The organism is Streptomyces sp. SCUT-3 (assembly GCF_014083985.1).
GTDB lineage: Bacteria > Actinomycetota > Actinomycetes > Streptomycetales > Streptomycetaceae > Streptomyces_H > Streptomyces_H thermolineatus.
In genome coordinates this window covers 5,193,083-5,208,496 of record NZ_CP046907.1, presented here as the reverse complement: position 1 = coordinate 5,208,496, position 15,414 = coordinate 5,193,083, and the positions used below count along the sequence as shown (strand labels likewise).

Below are 15,414 nucleotides of genomic sequence, written 5' to 3'. Positions count from 1 at the left end.
CCTCGGTCTGATGCGGCGGGGCCTGCCCGCCTGCGGGGAAGGATTTCGTGGGAGTTGCGCCGCCCGGCGCGGAACATCGCCCGTGAGTGAACGGGCGTGTGCGCAACGTGACGGCCCTCATCATGGCCGCGATGTGGCGAACATGACAAGAGGGCCGCGTTTCCCGCCGTGCAGAGGCGCGAACACACCCGGCACGTCGGACGACGCGCGGGGGCACGGCCGTGACGGCCCGTCCGGCGCGGACCCGGAAGCACGCGGGGATGCGGCATCATGCCTGCTGTGACCCGACGTCTGATGCTCCTCGACACCGCAAGCCTGTACTTCCGCGCCTACTACGGCGTGCCCGAGTCCGTGAAGGCTCCGGACGGGACTCCGGTCAACGCGGTGCGCGGGCTGCTGGACTTCGTCGCCCGGCTCGTCACCGAGCACCGACCGGACGAGCTGGTCGCCTGCCTGGACGCCGACTGGCGCCCGCAGTGGAGGGTGGATCTGATCCCCTCCTACAAGCAGCACCGGGTCGCGGAGGGCTCGACGGGCGAGGAGGGCTCGACGGGCGAGGAGGAGGTGCCCGACACCCTGACCCCCCAGGTGCCGGTGATCGAGGCGGTCCTGGACGCGGTCGGCATCGCCCGCGCAGGCGTCCCCGGCTACGAGGCCGACGACGTCATCGGCACCCTGGCGGCCCGGGCGCCGGGCCCGGTCGACATCGTCACCGGCGACCGCGACCTGTTCCAGCTCGTCGACGACGCACGCGGGGTCACGGTCCTGTACCCGCTCAAGGGCATGGGCAGCCTGCAGCGCACCGACGAGGCGCTCCTGCGGGAGAAGTACGGCGTGGACGGCCCCGGCTACGCGGACCTGGCGCTGCTTCGCGGCGACCCCAGCGACGGGCTGCCCGGAGTCGCGGGCGTGGGCGAGAAGACCGCGGCCAAGCTGCTGGCCGCCCACGGCGACCTGACCGGCATCCTGGCAGCCGCCGAGGACCCGGCCTCGGGGATGACGAAGGCCCAACGGGCGAAGTTCGAGGCCGCGCGGGAGTACCTGGCGGCCGCCCCGAAGGTCGTACGGGTCGCCCTGGACGTCCCCGTACCCGCTCTCGACGCGACGCTGCCCCGCGAGCCCCGCGATCCGGAGGCACTGGAGGCGCTGGCCGGGCGCTGGGGCCTGGGCGGCTCCCTGGAGCGCCTGCTCACCGCTCTGCGCGACCGTCCCTGACCCCGCCCCGCCGCGCCCCGGGACCGCCGGACCGCCGTATCCCGGGACCGCCGCGCCGTCGCACCGCCGCATCTCAAGGCCGCCGCGCCACCGCACCGCCCCGCCGCCGCGCCGTCCGAGAACCCCGCCGCCCCGCCGCCGCGCCGCCTCGCCGGGCCGCCGCGGAGGGCGGTGCGGCGGCCCGGCGGCACGCGCCGTCTCACCACGCCGTCCGCATCGCGGACCAAAGGTGCATCGCCCACGCATTTCCGTTTACTGTCGTCCGCATGTCCGCACCCGCCCGCCTGCTGTGCCTGGCCCTGATGGCGAACTCCGCCTGGTGCGTCGACGACGGCCTCTGTCGCCGCTGACCCGTCACCGGCCCGTCGCCCCGACGCGTCGCCGGTCCGCGACACGAGCACCCGGTGCCGTCCCCGGCGCCCTGCCCTCTTCCCCCGGCGTCCAGCCGTTCCCGCCCCGACACCTGCCGGAGTTCTTCCGTGACCACCGCACCCCCTGCGGGGGCGCCGCCGCGCGCGCCCGCCGCCCTGCTGTCCCCCTCCCCCACGTCCGCGCCCCGCCCGGCGGCGCCTCCCGCCCCGCCCGTGCGGCGCGGTCCGCTGGCCGTGTCGGGCCTGCTCGCCGCGGGCCTCACCGCGTACGTGTGGTCCGCGCACGGCACGAAGCCGGCCGTCCTGCTGCTGCTCGGCCTGGGCCTGGGCGTGGCCCTCTTCCACTCCCGGTTCGGCTTCACCTCCGCCTGGCGGCAGCTGGTGGCCGTCGGCAACGGCACCGGCCTGCGGGCCCACGCGCTGCTGCTCGGCACCACCGCCACCCTCTTCGCCCTGGTCATAGGCACCGGCACCGGTCTGTTCGGCTCGGCCCCGGCCCCCTCGGCGGGCCCGCTGGGCGTCGGCCTGGTCGTCGGCGCCTTCGTGTTCGCGGTCGGCATGCAGCTGGGCGGGGCCTGCGCCTCCGGAACGCTGTTCAACGTCGGCTCCGGGCACGGCGCGGTCGTCCTGACGCTGGGCGGTTTCGTCGCCGGGTCGACCCTGGCGGCCTGGCAGTTCGACCTGTGGAGCGGCCTGCCCGCCCTGGAGCCGGTCGTCCTGGCCGACCGGATCGGCTGGGCGGGCTCGTGGGCGGTCACCCTCCTCGCCCTGGGGCTGGTCGTGGTGGTCAGCCGCGTCGTCCAGGCCCGCCGCAACCCCCCGCCGACCGGTCCGGTGCCCTCCGTCCGGGGAGCCGCCCGGGTCCTGCGCGGTTCCTGGCCCCTGGCCGCGGGGGCCGTCGCCCTGGCGGTGCTCGGCGCGGGCGTCCTGCTGGTCTCCGGCGGCGCCTGGGGCGTCACGAGCGCCTTCGCGCTGTGGGGCTCGGAGCTGGTGGGCGCCCTGGGCGGCCACCCGGAGAGCTGGTCGTACTGGCAGCGGCCGGACAGCGCCGCCCAGTTGGCCGGTCCGGTGCTCGCCGACAAGACCAGCCTGACGAACATCGGCATCATGGTCGGCGCCGCGGTGGCCGCCTCCCTCGGCGGCACCTGGGCCCTGCGCCGCTCCGTCCCCGGGCGCACGGCGGCGGCCGCGGTGGTCGGCGGCGTCCTGATGGGGATCGGCGCGCGGATGGCCGGCGGCTGCAACATCGGCGCCTACCTGGCCGGGATCGCCTCCGGCAGCCTGCACGGCTGGATCTGGGGGGCGGTGGCCCTGCTCGGCACCTGGGCCGGCCTGCGGCTGCGCCCGCTGTTCGGCCTGGCCAACCCCAAGCCGGGCGACGGCGTCTGCTGACCCGGTGGCGGCCGTTCCCGGCGACCGGCCGCCACCCCTCCGGACGTTCGGTTAGGCTTGCCTAAGTTTTCGAGCTGCCCACCAGGTCTGGAGAGAGCCCGTGGCGGAACGTCCGGTACGCAAGAAGGCCGAGCTCAACCGCGCGACGGTGCTGCGCACCGAACGCGTCACCCCCCGCACGGTCCGCATGGTCCTCGGCGGCGGGAGCCTGGCCGGGTTCGACGCGTGCCGGTACACCGACCACTACGTCAAGCTGCTGTTCCCCGTGCCCGGCGTGCGCTACCCGGAGCCGCTGGACATGGCCGAGGTGCGCGCCGCGATGCCGCGCGACCAGTGGCCGCGCACCCGCACCTACACGGTGCGCGCCTGGGACCCGCGGGCGCTGGAGCTGACCGTGGACTTCGTGCACCACGGCGACGAGGGCCTGGCCGCGCCGTGGGCGGCCCGCGCCCTCCCCGGCGAGGAGGTGTTCTTCCTCGGCCCCGGCGGTGGCTACGCCCCCGACCCGCAGGCCGACTGGCACCTGCTCGCAGGGGACGAGAGCGCCCTGCCCGCGATCGCCGCCGCGCTGGAGGCGATGGGGCCCGGCGCCGTGGCACGGGCGTTCGTGGAGGTCGCCGGGCCGCAGGAGGAGCAGCGGATCGCCGCGCCGCCGGGCGCCGAGGTGGTCTGGATCCACCGCGGGCCCCGTCCGGTCGGCGACGCCCTGGTGGAGGCGGTGCGCGCCCTGGAGTTCCTCCCCGGGCGGCCGCAGGCGTTCGTGCACGGCGAGGCCGGCTTCGTGAAGGAGCTGCGCCGCTTCCTGAGCGTCGAGCGCGGCCTGGAGCGGGAGCGGATGTCGGTCTCCGGCTACTGGCGCCGCGGCGCGGACGAGGACGGCTGGCAGTCCTCCAAGGCGGAGTGGAACCGGCGGGCCGAGGCCGAGGAGGAGGCCGCGAGGGCCGCCGCCCCCTGACGGCCCGTTCCCGGCTCCTCCGTCCGCCGCCTGCCGTGTTCCCCCGGCACGGCCGCGGGCCGCCGCCCGGCCCCTTCCCGGGGCGGACGGCGGCCCGCGGCCGTGTTGGTCGAACGGGTGGGATCAGCCCACCGAGGAGTAGGAGACGACTCCGCGGCGCAGGGTGTCGACGGCCTTGCGCGCGTTGCCGCGCACCCGGCTGCCGTCCGGGGCCGCCTCGGCGATCTGGCCGAGCACGTCGATCAGCTGCTTCGTCCAGCGGACGAAGTCGCCAGCCGGCATCTCGGCCTCCCTGAGCACCGCGTCCAGGCCGTGGCCGGACGCCCAGCGGTATGCGGGCCAGGCGAAGCCCAGGTCGGGCTCCCGCTGCCCCACGCCCTCGGTCTGGTGGATGCGGTGCGCCTCCTCCAGCGCGTCCAGCCGCCCCCAGATGCGGATCATCTCGCCCAGCGCGTGCTTGGCCTCCCCGGTCGGCAGCCTCGGCGGCAGCGCGTCGTCCCCGGCGCGCGCCTCGAAGACCAGGGCAGAGGCGCAGGCGGCCAGCTCGGCCGGCTTGAGCTCCTCCCAGACGCCCTCGCGCAGGCACTCGCTGGCCAGCAGGTCCAGTTCGCCGTAGAGGCGGGCCAGCCGGCGGCCGTCCTCGGTGACCTGGTCGCCCTTGAGGTAGCCGAGTTCGGTGAGCACGGCCGTCACCCGGTCGAAGGTGCGGGCGATGGTGTTCGTCCGGCCCTCGATGCGCCGCTCGAGCTGCTTGGTGTCGCGGCGCAGGCGGTAGTAGCGCTCGGCCCAGCGGGCGTGGTCCTCGCGCTCGTCGCAGCCGTGGCAGGGGTGGGCGCGGATGGCGGCGCGCAGACGCAGGATCTCGCCGTCGTCGGCCGCGTCCGAGCGCTGCTTGCGACGGCGCTCCGGCACGTGGTGGCCGGCCTTGGTCCGCAGCGCGGAGGCCAGGTCGCGGCGGGACTGCGGGCTGCGCGGATTGAACGAGCGGGGGATGCGCATCCGCTCCACCGGCTCGACGGGGACGGGGAAGTCGATCTGCGCGAGCCGCTTGACCTGGCGCTCCGCGGTGAGCACCAGGGGCCGCGGCCCGTCGTGGTGGTCGTAGCGGTTGCCGTTGCTGCGCCCGGCGGGCAGGCCCGGGTCCAGCACCAGGGCGAGGCCCGCGAACTTGCCCGACGGGACGTGGATGACGTCGCCCGGCTTGAGCTTCTCCAGGGCGGCGGCCGAGGCGGCCCGCCGCTGGGAGCTGCCCTGCCGTGCCAGTTCGGTCTCCCGGTCCTTCAACTGCCGCCGCAGCAGGGCGTACTCGTCGAAGTCGCCCAGGTGGCAGGTCATGGACTTGCGGTAGCCGGTCAGCCCCTCCTCGTTGCGCTGCACCTGACGGGAGATGCCGACGACCGACTTGTCCGCCTGGAACTGCGCGAAGGAGGTCTCCAGCAGCTCGCGCGAGCGGTGCCGCCCGAACTGGGAGACCAGGTTGACCGCCATGTTGTACGAGGGCTTGAAGGAGGAGCGCAGCGGGTACGTGCGGGTCCCGGCCAGGCCGGCCAGCTGCCCGGGGTCGAGCTGCCGCTGCCACAGCACCACCGCGTGGCCCTCGACGTCGATGCCGCGGCGGCCCGCGCGCCCGGTGAGCTGGGTGTACTCGCCGGGGGTGATGTCGGCGTGGGTCTCGCCGTTCCACTTGACGAGCTTCTCCAGGACCACGGAGCGGGCCGGCATGTTGATGCCCAGGGCGAGGGTCTCGGTGGCGAAGACCGCCTTGACCAGGCCGCGGACGAACAGCTCCTCCACGACCTCCTTGAAGGTCGGCAGCATGCCCGCGTGGTGCGCGGCGATGCCCCGCTCCAGCGCGTCCAGCCACTCGAAGTACCCCAGGACGTGCAGGTCCTCGTCGGGGATGGACGCGGTGCGCTCCTCGACGATCTGCCGGACCAGGGCCCGCTCGTCGTCGTCGTTGAGCCGCAGCCCGGCGTACAGGCACTGCTGGACGGCTCCCTCGCAGCCGGCGCGGGAGAAGATGAAGGTGATCGCGGGCAGCAGGCCCTCGGCGTCGAGCCGCTCGATGACCTCGACCCGGCTGGGCGTCCACACCCGGCTGCGGGTGCGGCCGCCGTCCTCCCTGTCACGGTCGCGGCCGCCGTCGCGCCCGTTGCGGCCGCGGCGGTAGCGGTCCTGGGGGCGGCCGACCCGGCTGTTCTCCATCCGAGCGAGGCGGGTGAGGTCGGGGTTGACCTCGCGCTGCTGCTCGTCGGCGAACAGGTCGTACATCCGGCGCCCGGCCAGCACGTGCTGCCACAGCGGCACCGGCCGGTGCTCGGAGACGATCACCTCGGTGTCGCCGCGCACGGTGTCCAGCCAGTCGCCGAACTCCTCGGCGTTGGACACGGTGGCCGACAGGGAGACCAGGGTGACGGACTCCGGGAGGTGGATGATGACCTCCTCCCAGACCGCGCCCCGGAACCGGTCGGAGAGGTAGTGGACCTCGTCCATCACCACGTAGCCCAGGCCGCCCAGGGTCGAGGAGCCGGCGTAGAGCATGTTGCGCAGCACCTCGGTGGTCATCACGACCACGGGCGCCTCGGGGTTGATGCTGTTGTCGCCGGTGAGCAGGCCGACCTTCCCCGCGCCGTAGCGCTTGAGCAGGTCGGAGTACTTCTGGTTGGACAGGGCCTTGATGGGCGTGGTGTAGAAGCACTTGCGGCCCTCGCGCAGGGCCAGGTGGACGGCGAACTCGCCGACGATGGTCTTGCCCGAGCCGGTGGGGGCCGCGACCAGCACGCCCTTGCCGGCTTCGAGGGACTGGCAGGCCTCGATCTGGAACGGGTCCAGGTCGAAGTCGTACATCTCGCGGAACGAGCCGAGCGCGGTGGCCTGGTCCGCGGCTCGGCGTCGGGCGGCGGCGTAGCGCTCGGAGGGTGACATCTGGTCGGTCATCGTACTGACGAGCCTACCGGCCGCCTGTGACAGTCGGCGTGATCTTTTTCCCGGCCCGGACCGCGGTGCCCGGGCCGGGTCTTTCAGGTGGCGTCGTCGAAGCCGTCGCGGCGGGCCGGGAGGGAGTCCCCGTCGGGGCCGTCGTCGGCGGACGGGAGGGCGGGCGAGGCGGAGACGGGCTCCATCTCCCCGATGGCCCCGGGGGTCAGGTCCAGGTCGGAGGCCTCGTCGTCGTCGAGACCGGCGTCGGGGTCGTTGCGCCTGCGGCGGCGGTCGTTGAGGATGCTGATCCCCGCCGCGACGAAGTACAGCACCCAGATCGGAGCCGCCAGGCCGAGCATGCTGACGGGGTCGGTGCTGGGGGTGGCGATCGCGGAGAAGAGCGTGATGCCCATGATCATGCCGCGCCACCAGCCGAGCATCCGGCTGCCGGAGATGACCCCGCCGAAGTTCAGCAGGACCAGCAGCAGGGGGAGCTCGAAGGAGAGCCCGAAGACGACCACCATGCGCAGGACGAGGTCCAGCAGGTCGTCCAGCGGGAGGAAGTTGTTGACGCCGACCGGGGTGAACTCGATCAGGACCTTCGCGGCCTGCGGGAGGACGTTGTAGGAGAGGTACCCGCCGGCGAGGAAGAGCGGGAATCCCGCCGCCACGAAGGACAGGGCGTACTTCTTCTCGTGCTTGTGCAGGCCCGGGGCGAGGAAGCCCCACAGCTGGTACAGCCAGATCGGGCTGGAGAAGACCAGGCCGCCGACGAGCGAGACCTTCAGGGCCAGGGTGAACGGGGTGATCAGGCCGTTCATCGTGATCCTGGCGCAGTGGCCGTCGGCTTCCTTCGCCAGTTCCAGGAAGGAGGTGTCGCAGCCGACGGACTTCAGCACCGGGGAGGTCATCGTCTCGATGATCTCGTTGTAGAAGAAGGCCGTGGCGACGGTCACGACGACGATGCCGACGACCGACTTGAACAGCCGGCTCCGCAGCTCACGCAGGTGCTCGGTCAGGGGCATACGCCCCTCGGCGTCCTTGGTCTGCGGTTTTCTGGCGGACTTGAGCAACCCACGTCCTCATCTCGTGCGGCAGCCGCCGTCGCCGGCTGGGCATGGCGTCTTCTTCTTCGGTACTGCTCGGGGACGGTGCGGCCCGAGCGCCGCTCATGACGGAGGCGTCAGTTCTGCTGCGGGGTCCTGGCCTGCTCGTCGACCGGGCGGGCGCTGGTGACGTCGCCGGGGGCGGCCTTGATGGTGCGCGGCGCGGTGGTCTCCTGCGGGGCGGTCGGCGCGGACTCCGACGGCGCGGAGCCGTCGTTCTTCATCGCCTTGGCCTCGCTCTTGAGGATGCGCATCGACTTGCCGAGCCCGCGCGCCATGTCGGGGAGCCGCTTGGCACCGAACAGCAGCAGGACGACGATCAGGATGAGGATGATCTCGGGGGCGCCGAGTTGACCGAACATAAGCAGCTACCTTCTCGTCGGAACGGCGGGGTGCTCTGCGATCGTAGCTCTCCCCGGTGAACGGACGGCAAGCCCCGGTCGCCTTCTTGGTTGCGACCGCGCTGTGCCGCGCCCACCAGAGTACCGTTCCCCTCCGGGGGGCCGGGGCTGCGGCGCCGAACCGGATACGGCGGTCAGCGTCCCGCGCGTCCGGCGTGTTCGGCCACCGGCACGGCGGCCCTCTCCAGTGCCTCGGCGGCGGCCGCGAAGCGCCGGGCGCTCTCGTCGACCTGCAGGCCGAGGCGCCGGGCCTCGAGGAAGACGCGTACGGCCAGCGTTCCGAGGAGGAGGATCGCCGCGGTGGACAGGGCCACGAAGAGGAACAGCCAGGGCATGGTGCGAGCGTAGTGCCTCCGCGGCGCGGCCCCGCCCCGGACCGCCGCGCCCCGGACCGCCGCGCCCCGGACCGGCAGGTCCCGGGCCGGCGGTTCCCGTCGCGGGTCAGTCCGTGGCGGGGCGGGCCAGCCGCATGGTCCGCACGCCACCGGTGGTGAGCAGTTCGACGATCCTCTCCCCCGCCGGCTTGCGCACCGAGGCGCCGCAGTCGGGGCAGGTGAAGGAGTAGAACGTGGTGCGGCGGGAGGCCCCTATGGCCAGCCTGAGCGCCTCCGAGGCCAGCTCGAAGCGGCTGCGGCAGTCCGGGCAGGCGGCCCGGAACAGCACGTCGGGTATGGGCGCGGTCACCGTCGTCCTCCTCAGACCCGGTCGCCGTACTGGGCCAGCGCGGCCCGGGCCGCGTCGCGGGCGGCTGCGGCCAGGGACTGCGGGGCGACTATCCGGCCGTCGCTGCCCAGGCGCAGGGCGAGCCGCTTGAGGGTGCCCGGCTCGGGGGTGCGCAGGGTGATCCGCAGGCCGCCGTCGGGCAGTTCCTCCGCCCGGTCGTGCGGGTAGTACTCGGCGACCCAGCGGCCGCCGGGGCCGACCTCGACGACCACCTCGGGGTCGTCGGCGGCGGGCTGGACCAGGCTCTCGGACAGGTCGCGCAGCTCGACGGGCGGCGGGTCGGAGGGCTCGTCGAGGATCCTGATCGCGGCGACCCGGTCGAGCCGGAAGGTGCGCCGGTCCTCGGAGAGCCGGCACCACGCCTCGAAGTAGGTGTGGCCCACGGTGAACAGCCGGATCGGGTCGACCTCGCGCTCGGTGAGGGCGTCCCGGCCCGGGGAGTAGTAACGGATCCACAGCCTGCGGCGCTCGGTGACGGCCCGGTCGACGTCGGCGAAGACGCTGCCCTCGGACTCGAAGGTCACCGACAGCCGGCTGCTGGCGTCGGCGCTCTCGCCGGCCGCGGTCTCCAGCTTGGAGGTGGCGCGCAGCAGTGCCTCCCGGTCGCCCTCCCGCAGCCCCGGCAGGGCGCTGACCGCGCGGGCGGCCACCAGCAGGGCGGTGGCCTCGTCGGCCGCCAGGCGCAGCGGCTGGGCGACGTCGTCGACGTTGTGCCACCAGATCCGCTCGCCGTCGGTGTCGATGTCGAGGAGGTCCCCGCCGCGGAAGCTGGTGCCGCACATGGGCAGGACGTTGAGGTCGCCGATGAGCTCGGCCTCGGTGATGCCGAAGGCCCGGGCCACCTCGCTCACCCGGGCGCCGGGGCGCTCGCGCAGGTAGGTGACCAGGGACAGCATGCGGCGGGTCTGGTCGATGGCGTTGGCCATGTCCGGATCGGTCCTCTCTCAGCCCTTGGCCACGGCGCGCAGCCGTTCCAGCACGTCGGCCCGCAGCTCGTCCGGGGCCAGGACGACGACGTCGGGGCCGAACTCGGCCAGCCAGGCGTCCAGGCCGTGGCCGTACGGGATCTCCAGCTCGTCCCACTCGCCGTCCGCGCGGGTCGCGGCGAGGGCGCGGGCCCGCAGCGGGTAGCCGGCGTCGCGGCGCAGCCTGATGCGGGCGGTGGTGGTGGCGCTCTCCCCGGCCCAGCCCGCCACGGTGGCGCGGACGTCGACGTGGTCGGGGACGGGCGCGGTGAAGGACCCCGCCCGGCTGCGGACCTTCCCGGTGATGCGGGAGAGCCGGAAGACCCGGGCCGCGCCGCGGGCGCGGTCCCAGCCGGCGAGGTACCAGTGGCCGTGCCAGCACTCCAGGGCCCACGGCTCCACCTGGCGCTGCTCGGCGCGGGCGGCGTTGGCCTTGCGGTAGTCGAAGACGACGGGGCGGCGGTTGCGGGCCGCCAGCATCAGGTCCTCGAAGGCCGGTTCGTGGGCGGGGATGCGCGGTTCCAGCGCGCTGTGGCCGGCCCGGTCGCCCTCGTCGAACGGCACGCCGGCCGCCCGGAGCTTCTGCAGGGCGCCGCTGGCGGCCCCGGCGAGCCTGGCCTGCTGCCAGACGCGGGCGGCCAGCGCCAGGGCGGCGGCCTCCTCGGCGTCGAGCGAGACCTCGGGCAGGCGGTTGCGGTCGCGGCGGGCCACGTAGCCGGTCTCGCCGTCGGCGCTCTCGACCGTCTCGATGATCAGTCCGAGCTCGCGCAGGTCGTCCTTGTCCCGCTCGAACATGCGGTTGAAGGCGTCCTCCCCGGTGACCTCGTGGTAGGCCTCGACGGAGGTGCGCAGCTCGCGCTTGCTCAGGGGGCGCCGGGTGTTCATCAGGCACAGCGCCAGGTTCATCAGCCTCTCGGCCTTGGCAATGGCCATCGTGCACCCTTCTGTGGAGCTGTCGGGGCCGACGTTACCGGTAACGGACGGTGAGGTGAAAGCCGAAGGGCCCCTGCCCCGGGAGACGGACTCCCGGGGCAGGGGCCCTTCGCGGGCCGGGCGGGCTCAGACGGAGATCAGGTCCACGACGAAGATCAGCGTCTCGCCGGGCTGGATGACGTTGCCGGCGCCGCGGTCGCCGTAGGCCAGGTGCGCCGGGATGGTCAGCTGGCGGCGGCCGCCGACCTTCATGCCCTGCACGCCCCGGTCCCAGCCGGCGATGACCTGGCCGGCGCCGAGCTTGAAGCGCAGCGGTGCGCCGCGGTTCCAGCTCGCGTCGAACTCCTCGCCGGTGCTGAAGGCCACGCCGACGTAGTGGACGGCGACGTTGTGCCCGGCCTCGGCGACCGGGCCTTCGCCCTCCCAGATGTCCTTGATCTCCAGGTCCGCCGGCGGCTCTCCGCCCGGGAAGTCGATCTCGGGCTTCTCGATCTTCACGGAATTGCTCCTCAGTGCTTCGCGTGCAACCGGGACAGTCTCGCAGAAGCCGGCTCAGAAAACGGCGAGGACGTCGACGACGAAGACGACCGTCGAGCCGACCTGCTGCTGCTCCTTGCTCAGCTTGTCCTTGGGGACGACGACGAGGACCCGGCTGCCGGCCTTCTTGCCCACCAGCTCCCCGCCCCACGGCTTCAGCTGCTCGACCGGGTACTCCTGCGGGCCGCTCTGCTCGGTGCTGCCGACCTGGCTGCCGTCCTTCCACAGCACCGCGGCGTAGTTGACCAGCACGCTGCTCTTGGCGCCCACGGGCTTGCCGTCGCCCTCGATCACCGTCTCGGAGACGATCTCCTTCGGCTCCTTCGCGCCCTTGGGGATCTCGACGGAGGCGGGCTTGCCGTTGTCCTCGGTGGAGACCTTCGGCAGGTCCCCGTCCTCGGGCTCCACGACCTTCCCGTCCAGCTTCGTGGAGATGCTGTCCTTGATGTCCACGACGAAGACCAGGGTGGAGTCGGCCGGGATGCCCGACTGCTCCCGGGAGCCGTAGCCCTTGGCCGGCGGGATGACCAGTTCGACGCGGCTTCCGACGTTCTGCCCGACCAGGCCCTCGTCCCAGCCCTTGACGACGCTCCCCACCCCGATCGGGAAGGAGGCGGGAGCCCCCCGGTCGTAGCTGTTGTCGAAGACGTTGCCGTCCCAGGTCTGGCCCAGGTAGTCGGCGCGCAGGATCTCGCCCTTCGCGACCTTCTTCCCGTCGCCCTTCTCCAGGACCTTCACCTTCAGGTCCTTCGGCGCCTCGCCCTCACCCGCGGCGATCTTCGGTTTCTTGCCGGCGTCGCCGGTGACGGCGGGCACGGCGCCCTGCTTCCCCCCGGAGTCGTCGCTGCACGCGGCGACGGGGACGAGCAGCAGGGGGACGGTCAGCAGAGCAGCGATTCGGCGCACGGACATCCCAAGTCTCGAAGTGTGGTCACAGCGACCCGGCCCACTCTAGCCACCGCGCGGCCGCTTTCCGGAAGGGTCGTCGCACGCCCTTGCGAAAAGCGGCCGCGGTCGCCGCCCGCGCACTCCGCGGGTCACATGCCCGCGATGAGCTTCTCCACCCGGTCGTCCACCGACCGGAACGGGTCCTTGCACAGCACGGTGCGCTGCGCCTGGTCGTTCAGCTTCAGGTGCACCCAGTCGACCGTGAAGTCCCGCCGCTGTTCCTGGGCGCGGCGGATGAAGTCGCCGCGCAGGCGGGCGCGGGTGGTCTGCGGGGGCACCGACTTCGCCTCGAAGATCTTCAGGTCGTTGCAGACCCGCTTGGCCCGGCCCTTCCTCTCCAGCAGGTAGTACAGGCCGCGCCTGCGGTGGATGTCGTGGTAGGCGAGGTCTATCTGGGCGACCCGGGGGTGCGACATGGTGAGGTTGTCCCGGGAGCGGTACTGCTCGATGAGCCGGTACTTCATCACCCAGTCGATCTCGGTCCCGACCCGGTCGAGCTCCCCGGTGCGCACGGCCTCCAGGGTCCGGCCCCACAGCTCGAGGACCTGGTCGACGACCCCGGTGCGGATGTCCCGCCGCTCGGCGAAGTCGACCGCTTTGGAGTAGTACTCCTCCTGTATGTCGAGGGCGGACGCCTCGCGCCCGCTGGCCAGGCGCACCTTGCGGCGGCCGGTGATGTCGTGGCTGACCTCGCGGATGGCCCGGATCGGGTTCTCCAGGGTGAGGTCGCGCATGACCGTGCCCGCCTCGATCATGCGCAGCACCAGGTCGGTGGCGCCGACCTTGAGCAGGTTGGTGGTCTCCGACATGTTGGAGTCGCCGACGATGACGTGCAGGCGGCGGTAGCGCTCGGCATCGGCGTGCGGTTCGTCGCGGGTGTTGATGATCGGACGCGAGCGGGTCGTCGCGGAGCTGACGCCCTCCCAGATGTGCTCGGCCCGCTGGCTCACGCAGTAGACCGCGCCGCGCGGGGTCTGCAGCACCTTGCCGGCGCCGCAGATCAGCTGGCGGGTGACCAGGAACGGGATGAGGATGTCCGCCAGCCGGGAGAACTCCCCGTGCCGGGCGACCAGGTAGTTCTCGTGGCAGCCGTAGGAGTTTCCGGCCGAGTCGGTGTTGTTCTTGAACAGGTAGACGTCACCGGCGATGCCCTCCTCGTGGAGGCGGCGTTCGGCGTCGACGAGAAGGCCTTCGAGGATGCGCTCGCCGGCCTTGTCGTGGGTGACCAGTTCGGTCACGCTGTCGCACTCCGGAGTGGCGTACTCCGGGTGCGACCCCACGTCGAGGTAGAGGCGGGCGCCGTTGCGCAGGAAGACGTTGCTGCTGCGGCCCCAGGACACGACACGGCGGAAGAGGTACCGCGCCACTTCGTCCGGGGACAGGCGCCGCTGCCCCCGGAACGTGCACGTGACGCCGTACTCGTTCTCCAGCCCGAAAATGCGGCGATCCATGACTGAACATTACGCCTGATACGTGCTGTCGAAACCGAGTCGACAGGGCCCGTTCCGATCATTTTCCGGCTTCCGTCACCGGATCCCCCTTCCGGGTGAGTTCCTGACCTCCTGTCGGACCTGCGACGACGGCCCGCGGCGGGGCCAGTGCGCGGGAGGTCGCCAGCAGGACCACGAGCGCCGCGGCGCCGCCGGCCCCGGCGACCGAGAAGGACGCCTCCACGCCGCCGTACTCGGCGGCCGGGCCGGCCGCTCCCGAGCCCAGCGCCGCACCCACCCCGAAGGCGGTGACCAGCCAGGAGAACGCCTCGGTGACCGTGCCGGGCGGGGCGTGCCGGTCGACCACGACGAAGGCGCAGGCCAGGACCGGGGCCAGGAAGAGGCCGGCCAGGGCCGTCAGGGCGGCCATGGCGAGCAGGCCCGGGGCCAGGGCCAGCGGCAGGTAGCAGACGGCCAGGGCGGCCACCAGCAGCCGCAGCCGCCGCTCGGGGACACCGGGCCACTCCCGGGCCCCGTAGGCGAGGCCGCCGGCCAGCGCGCCGACCGCCAGGGCCGAGAGCAGGTAGCCGGAGTCCCCGCGGCTGCCGCGGGCGTCGTCGTAGGCGATGACCGCCACCGAGATCGAGCCGAGCGCCGTGCCGACGAAGAACAGCGATCCCAGCAGGGCCAGCAGGCCGGGCGAGCGCAGCGGGCCCAGCCAGTGCGTCTCGCGCGCCTCGGCGCGCCAGGCCCGCGAGGGGGGCGAGGTGACCACCGCGAGGGTGCCGAGGAGGCCGAACAGGCCGGTGGCCAGGACCGCGCCGGCCGGCGACACCAGGGCGGTCGCGGCGGTGACCAGCAGCGGGCCGACGGCGAACATGACCTCCTGGGCGGAGGCGTCGAGCGCGTAGGCGGCGTGCACCCGGTCCGGGCGGCGCAGGACGTCGGGCCACAGGGCCCTCAGCCCCGCCTCCAGGGGCGGGGCCGCCACTCCGGCCAGCAGCACGGCGGCCACCGCCACCGGGAGCGGGTCGGTGCCGACGGCCGCGTACACCGCGAACCCGGCGGCGGACAGCACCGCCGCGGGCAGCATGACGCGCGGCTGGCCGCGGCGGTCCACCCACCGGCCCAGCAGCGGCTGGCCGACGGCGACGGCGAGGCCGAACAGGGCGGTCAGGGCGCCGGCCAGGGTGTAGCCGGCGCCGTCGGCGCGGGCGGCCAGCGCGATCGCCAGCGCGGCCATGCCGTGCGGCAGCCGGCCCACGAGGGTGCCGGCCAGCAGCCGGGCGGCGTGCCGGGTGCGCAGCAGTTCCAGGTATCCGGCACTTCTCACTGAGCCCGGTCCTCCGACGGTCGTGGTGTTCTCGGCATCCGAAGTTTTACGTATAACTTCGCCCCTATGAGTAGCACGCCGCCGCGTTTCCGGTCCACCGGGCGGGGGCGCACCCGGGCCGGCGGGCCGGAGACGCGCGCGGTGGCTACTGTGGCAGCCCCGGACGGGGCGTCGGTGGCGGGTCGA

At 73.5% G+C, this 15,414-nt stretch carries 14 protein-coding genes; 3 read left to right on the top strand and 11 right to left on the bottom strand.

All coding sequences use genetic code 11. The annotated features are described in order from the left end of the window. Positions 1 to 294 precede the first annotated feature (294 nt). The 3 genes from GQS52_RS22960 (at position 295) to GQS52_RS22950 (ending at position 3,933) form a co-directional block, all read left to right on the top strand. Complete coding sequence (locus GQS52_RS22960) at positions 295 to 1,215, top strand: 5'-3' exonuclease (protein ID WP_182316664.1); 921 nt, start codon at positions 295 to 297, stop codon at positions 1,213 to 1,215. Between the two features lie 479 nt (positions 1,216 to 1,694). Beyond that, the gene (locus GQS52_RS22955) at positions 1,695 to 2,978 is read left to right on the top strand and encodes a YeeE/YedE family protein (RefSeq protein ID WP_182315219.1); all 1,284 of its coding nucleotides are present in this window, start codon (positions 1,695 to 1,697) and stop codon (positions 2,976 to 2,978) included. Positions 2,979 to 3,078: 100 nt separating this feature from the next. Continuing rightward, positions 3,079 to 3,933 (top strand): siderophore-interacting protein, encoded by an 855-nt coding sequence (locus GQS52_RS22950; RefSeq protein ID WP_182315218.1) that lies wholly within the window; start codon positions 3,079 to 3,081, stop codon positions 3,931 to 3,933. 123 nt (positions 3,934 to 4,056) lie between these two features. On the opposite strand, the gene GQS52_RS22945 is transcribed toward GQS52_RS22950, so the two are convergent. From GQS52_RS22945 to GQS52_RS22895, 11 genes are all read right to left on the bottom strand, one after another. Continuing rightward, entirely contained in the window at positions 4,057 to 6,870 is a 2,814-nt protein-coding gene (locus GQS52_RS22945; protein ID WP_182315217.1) for a DEAD/DEAH box helicase, read from the bottom strand. Positions 6,871 to 6,953: 83 nt separating this feature from the next. Continuing rightward, positions 6,954 to 7,925 carry a twin-arginine translocase subunit TatC gene (tatC, locus tag GQS52_RS22940; RefSeq protein ID WP_182315216.1) on the bottom strand — a complete coding sequence of 324 codons (972 nt, stop codon included), beginning with the start codon at positions 7,923 to 7,925 and terminating at the stop codon, positions 6,954 to 6,956. Positions 7,926 to 8,035: 110 nt separating this feature from the next. After that, on the bottom strand, positions 8,036 to 8,320 hold the full coding sequence (gene tatA, locus GQS52_RS22935) for a Sec-independent protein translocase subunit TatA (protein ID WP_182315215.1): 285 nt from the start codon (positions 8,318 to 8,320) through the stop codon (positions 8,036 to 8,038). 173 nt (positions 8,321 to 8,493) lie between these two features. Beyond that, the gene (locus GQS52_RS22930) at positions 8,494 to 8,694 is read right to left on the bottom strand and encodes a hypothetical protein (protein WP_182315214.1); all 201 of its coding nucleotides are present in this window, start codon (positions 8,692 to 8,694) and stop codon (positions 8,494 to 8,496) included. Between the two features lie 106 nt (positions 8,695 to 8,800). Then, a complete protein-coding gene (locus tag GQS52_RS22925) occupies positions 8,801 to 9,058 on the bottom strand; it encodes a hypothetical protein (protein WP_182316663.1) in 258 nt (85 codons plus the stop codon). After that, a complete protein-coding gene (locus GQS52_RS22920; protein ID WP_182315213.1) occupies positions 9,055 to 10,008 on the bottom strand; it encodes a WYL domain-containing protein in 954 nt (317 codons plus the stop codon). The genes GQS52_RS22925 and GQS52_RS22920 overlap by 4 nt, the downstream gene beginning before the upstream one ends. Before the next feature lie 18 nt (positions 10,009 to 10,026). Beyond that, positions 10,027 to 10,980, bottom strand: coding sequence for a WYL domain-containing protein (locus GQS52_RS22915; protein WP_182315212.1), 954 nt, complete (start codon positions 10,978 to 10,980; stop codon positions 10,027 to 10,029). A 126-nt stretch (positions 10,981 to 11,106) separates the two neighbouring features. Beyond that, a complete protein-coding gene (locus GQS52_RS22910) occupies positions 11,107 to 11,478 on the bottom strand; it encodes an FKBP-type peptidyl-prolyl cis-trans isomerase (RefSeq protein ID WP_182315211.1) in 372 nt (123 codons plus the stop codon). Between the two features lie 54 nt (positions 11,479 to 11,532). Further along, positions 11,533 to 12,429, bottom strand: a complete 897-nt coding sequence (locus GQS52_RS22905; RefSeq protein ID WP_346268257.1) for an FKBP-type peptidyl-prolyl cis-trans isomerase — start codon at positions 12,427 to 12,429, stop codon at positions 11,533 to 11,535. A gap of 125 nt (positions 12,430 to 12,554) precedes the next feature. Then, positions 12,555 to 13,916, bottom strand: coding sequence for a Pup--protein ligase (gene pafA, locus GQS52_RS22900; protein WP_182315209.1), 1,362 nt, complete (start codon positions 13,914 to 13,916; stop codon positions 12,555 to 12,557). A gap of 58 nt (positions 13,917 to 13,974) precedes the next feature. After that, positions 13,975 to 15,228: an MFS transporter gene (locus tag GQS52_RS22895; RefSeq protein WP_259370926.1), complete on the bottom strand. Its 1,254-nt coding sequence runs from the start codon at positions 15,226 to 15,228 to the stop codon at positions 13,975 to 13,977. Between the last annotated feature and the right edge of the window lie 186 nt (positions 15,229 to 15,414).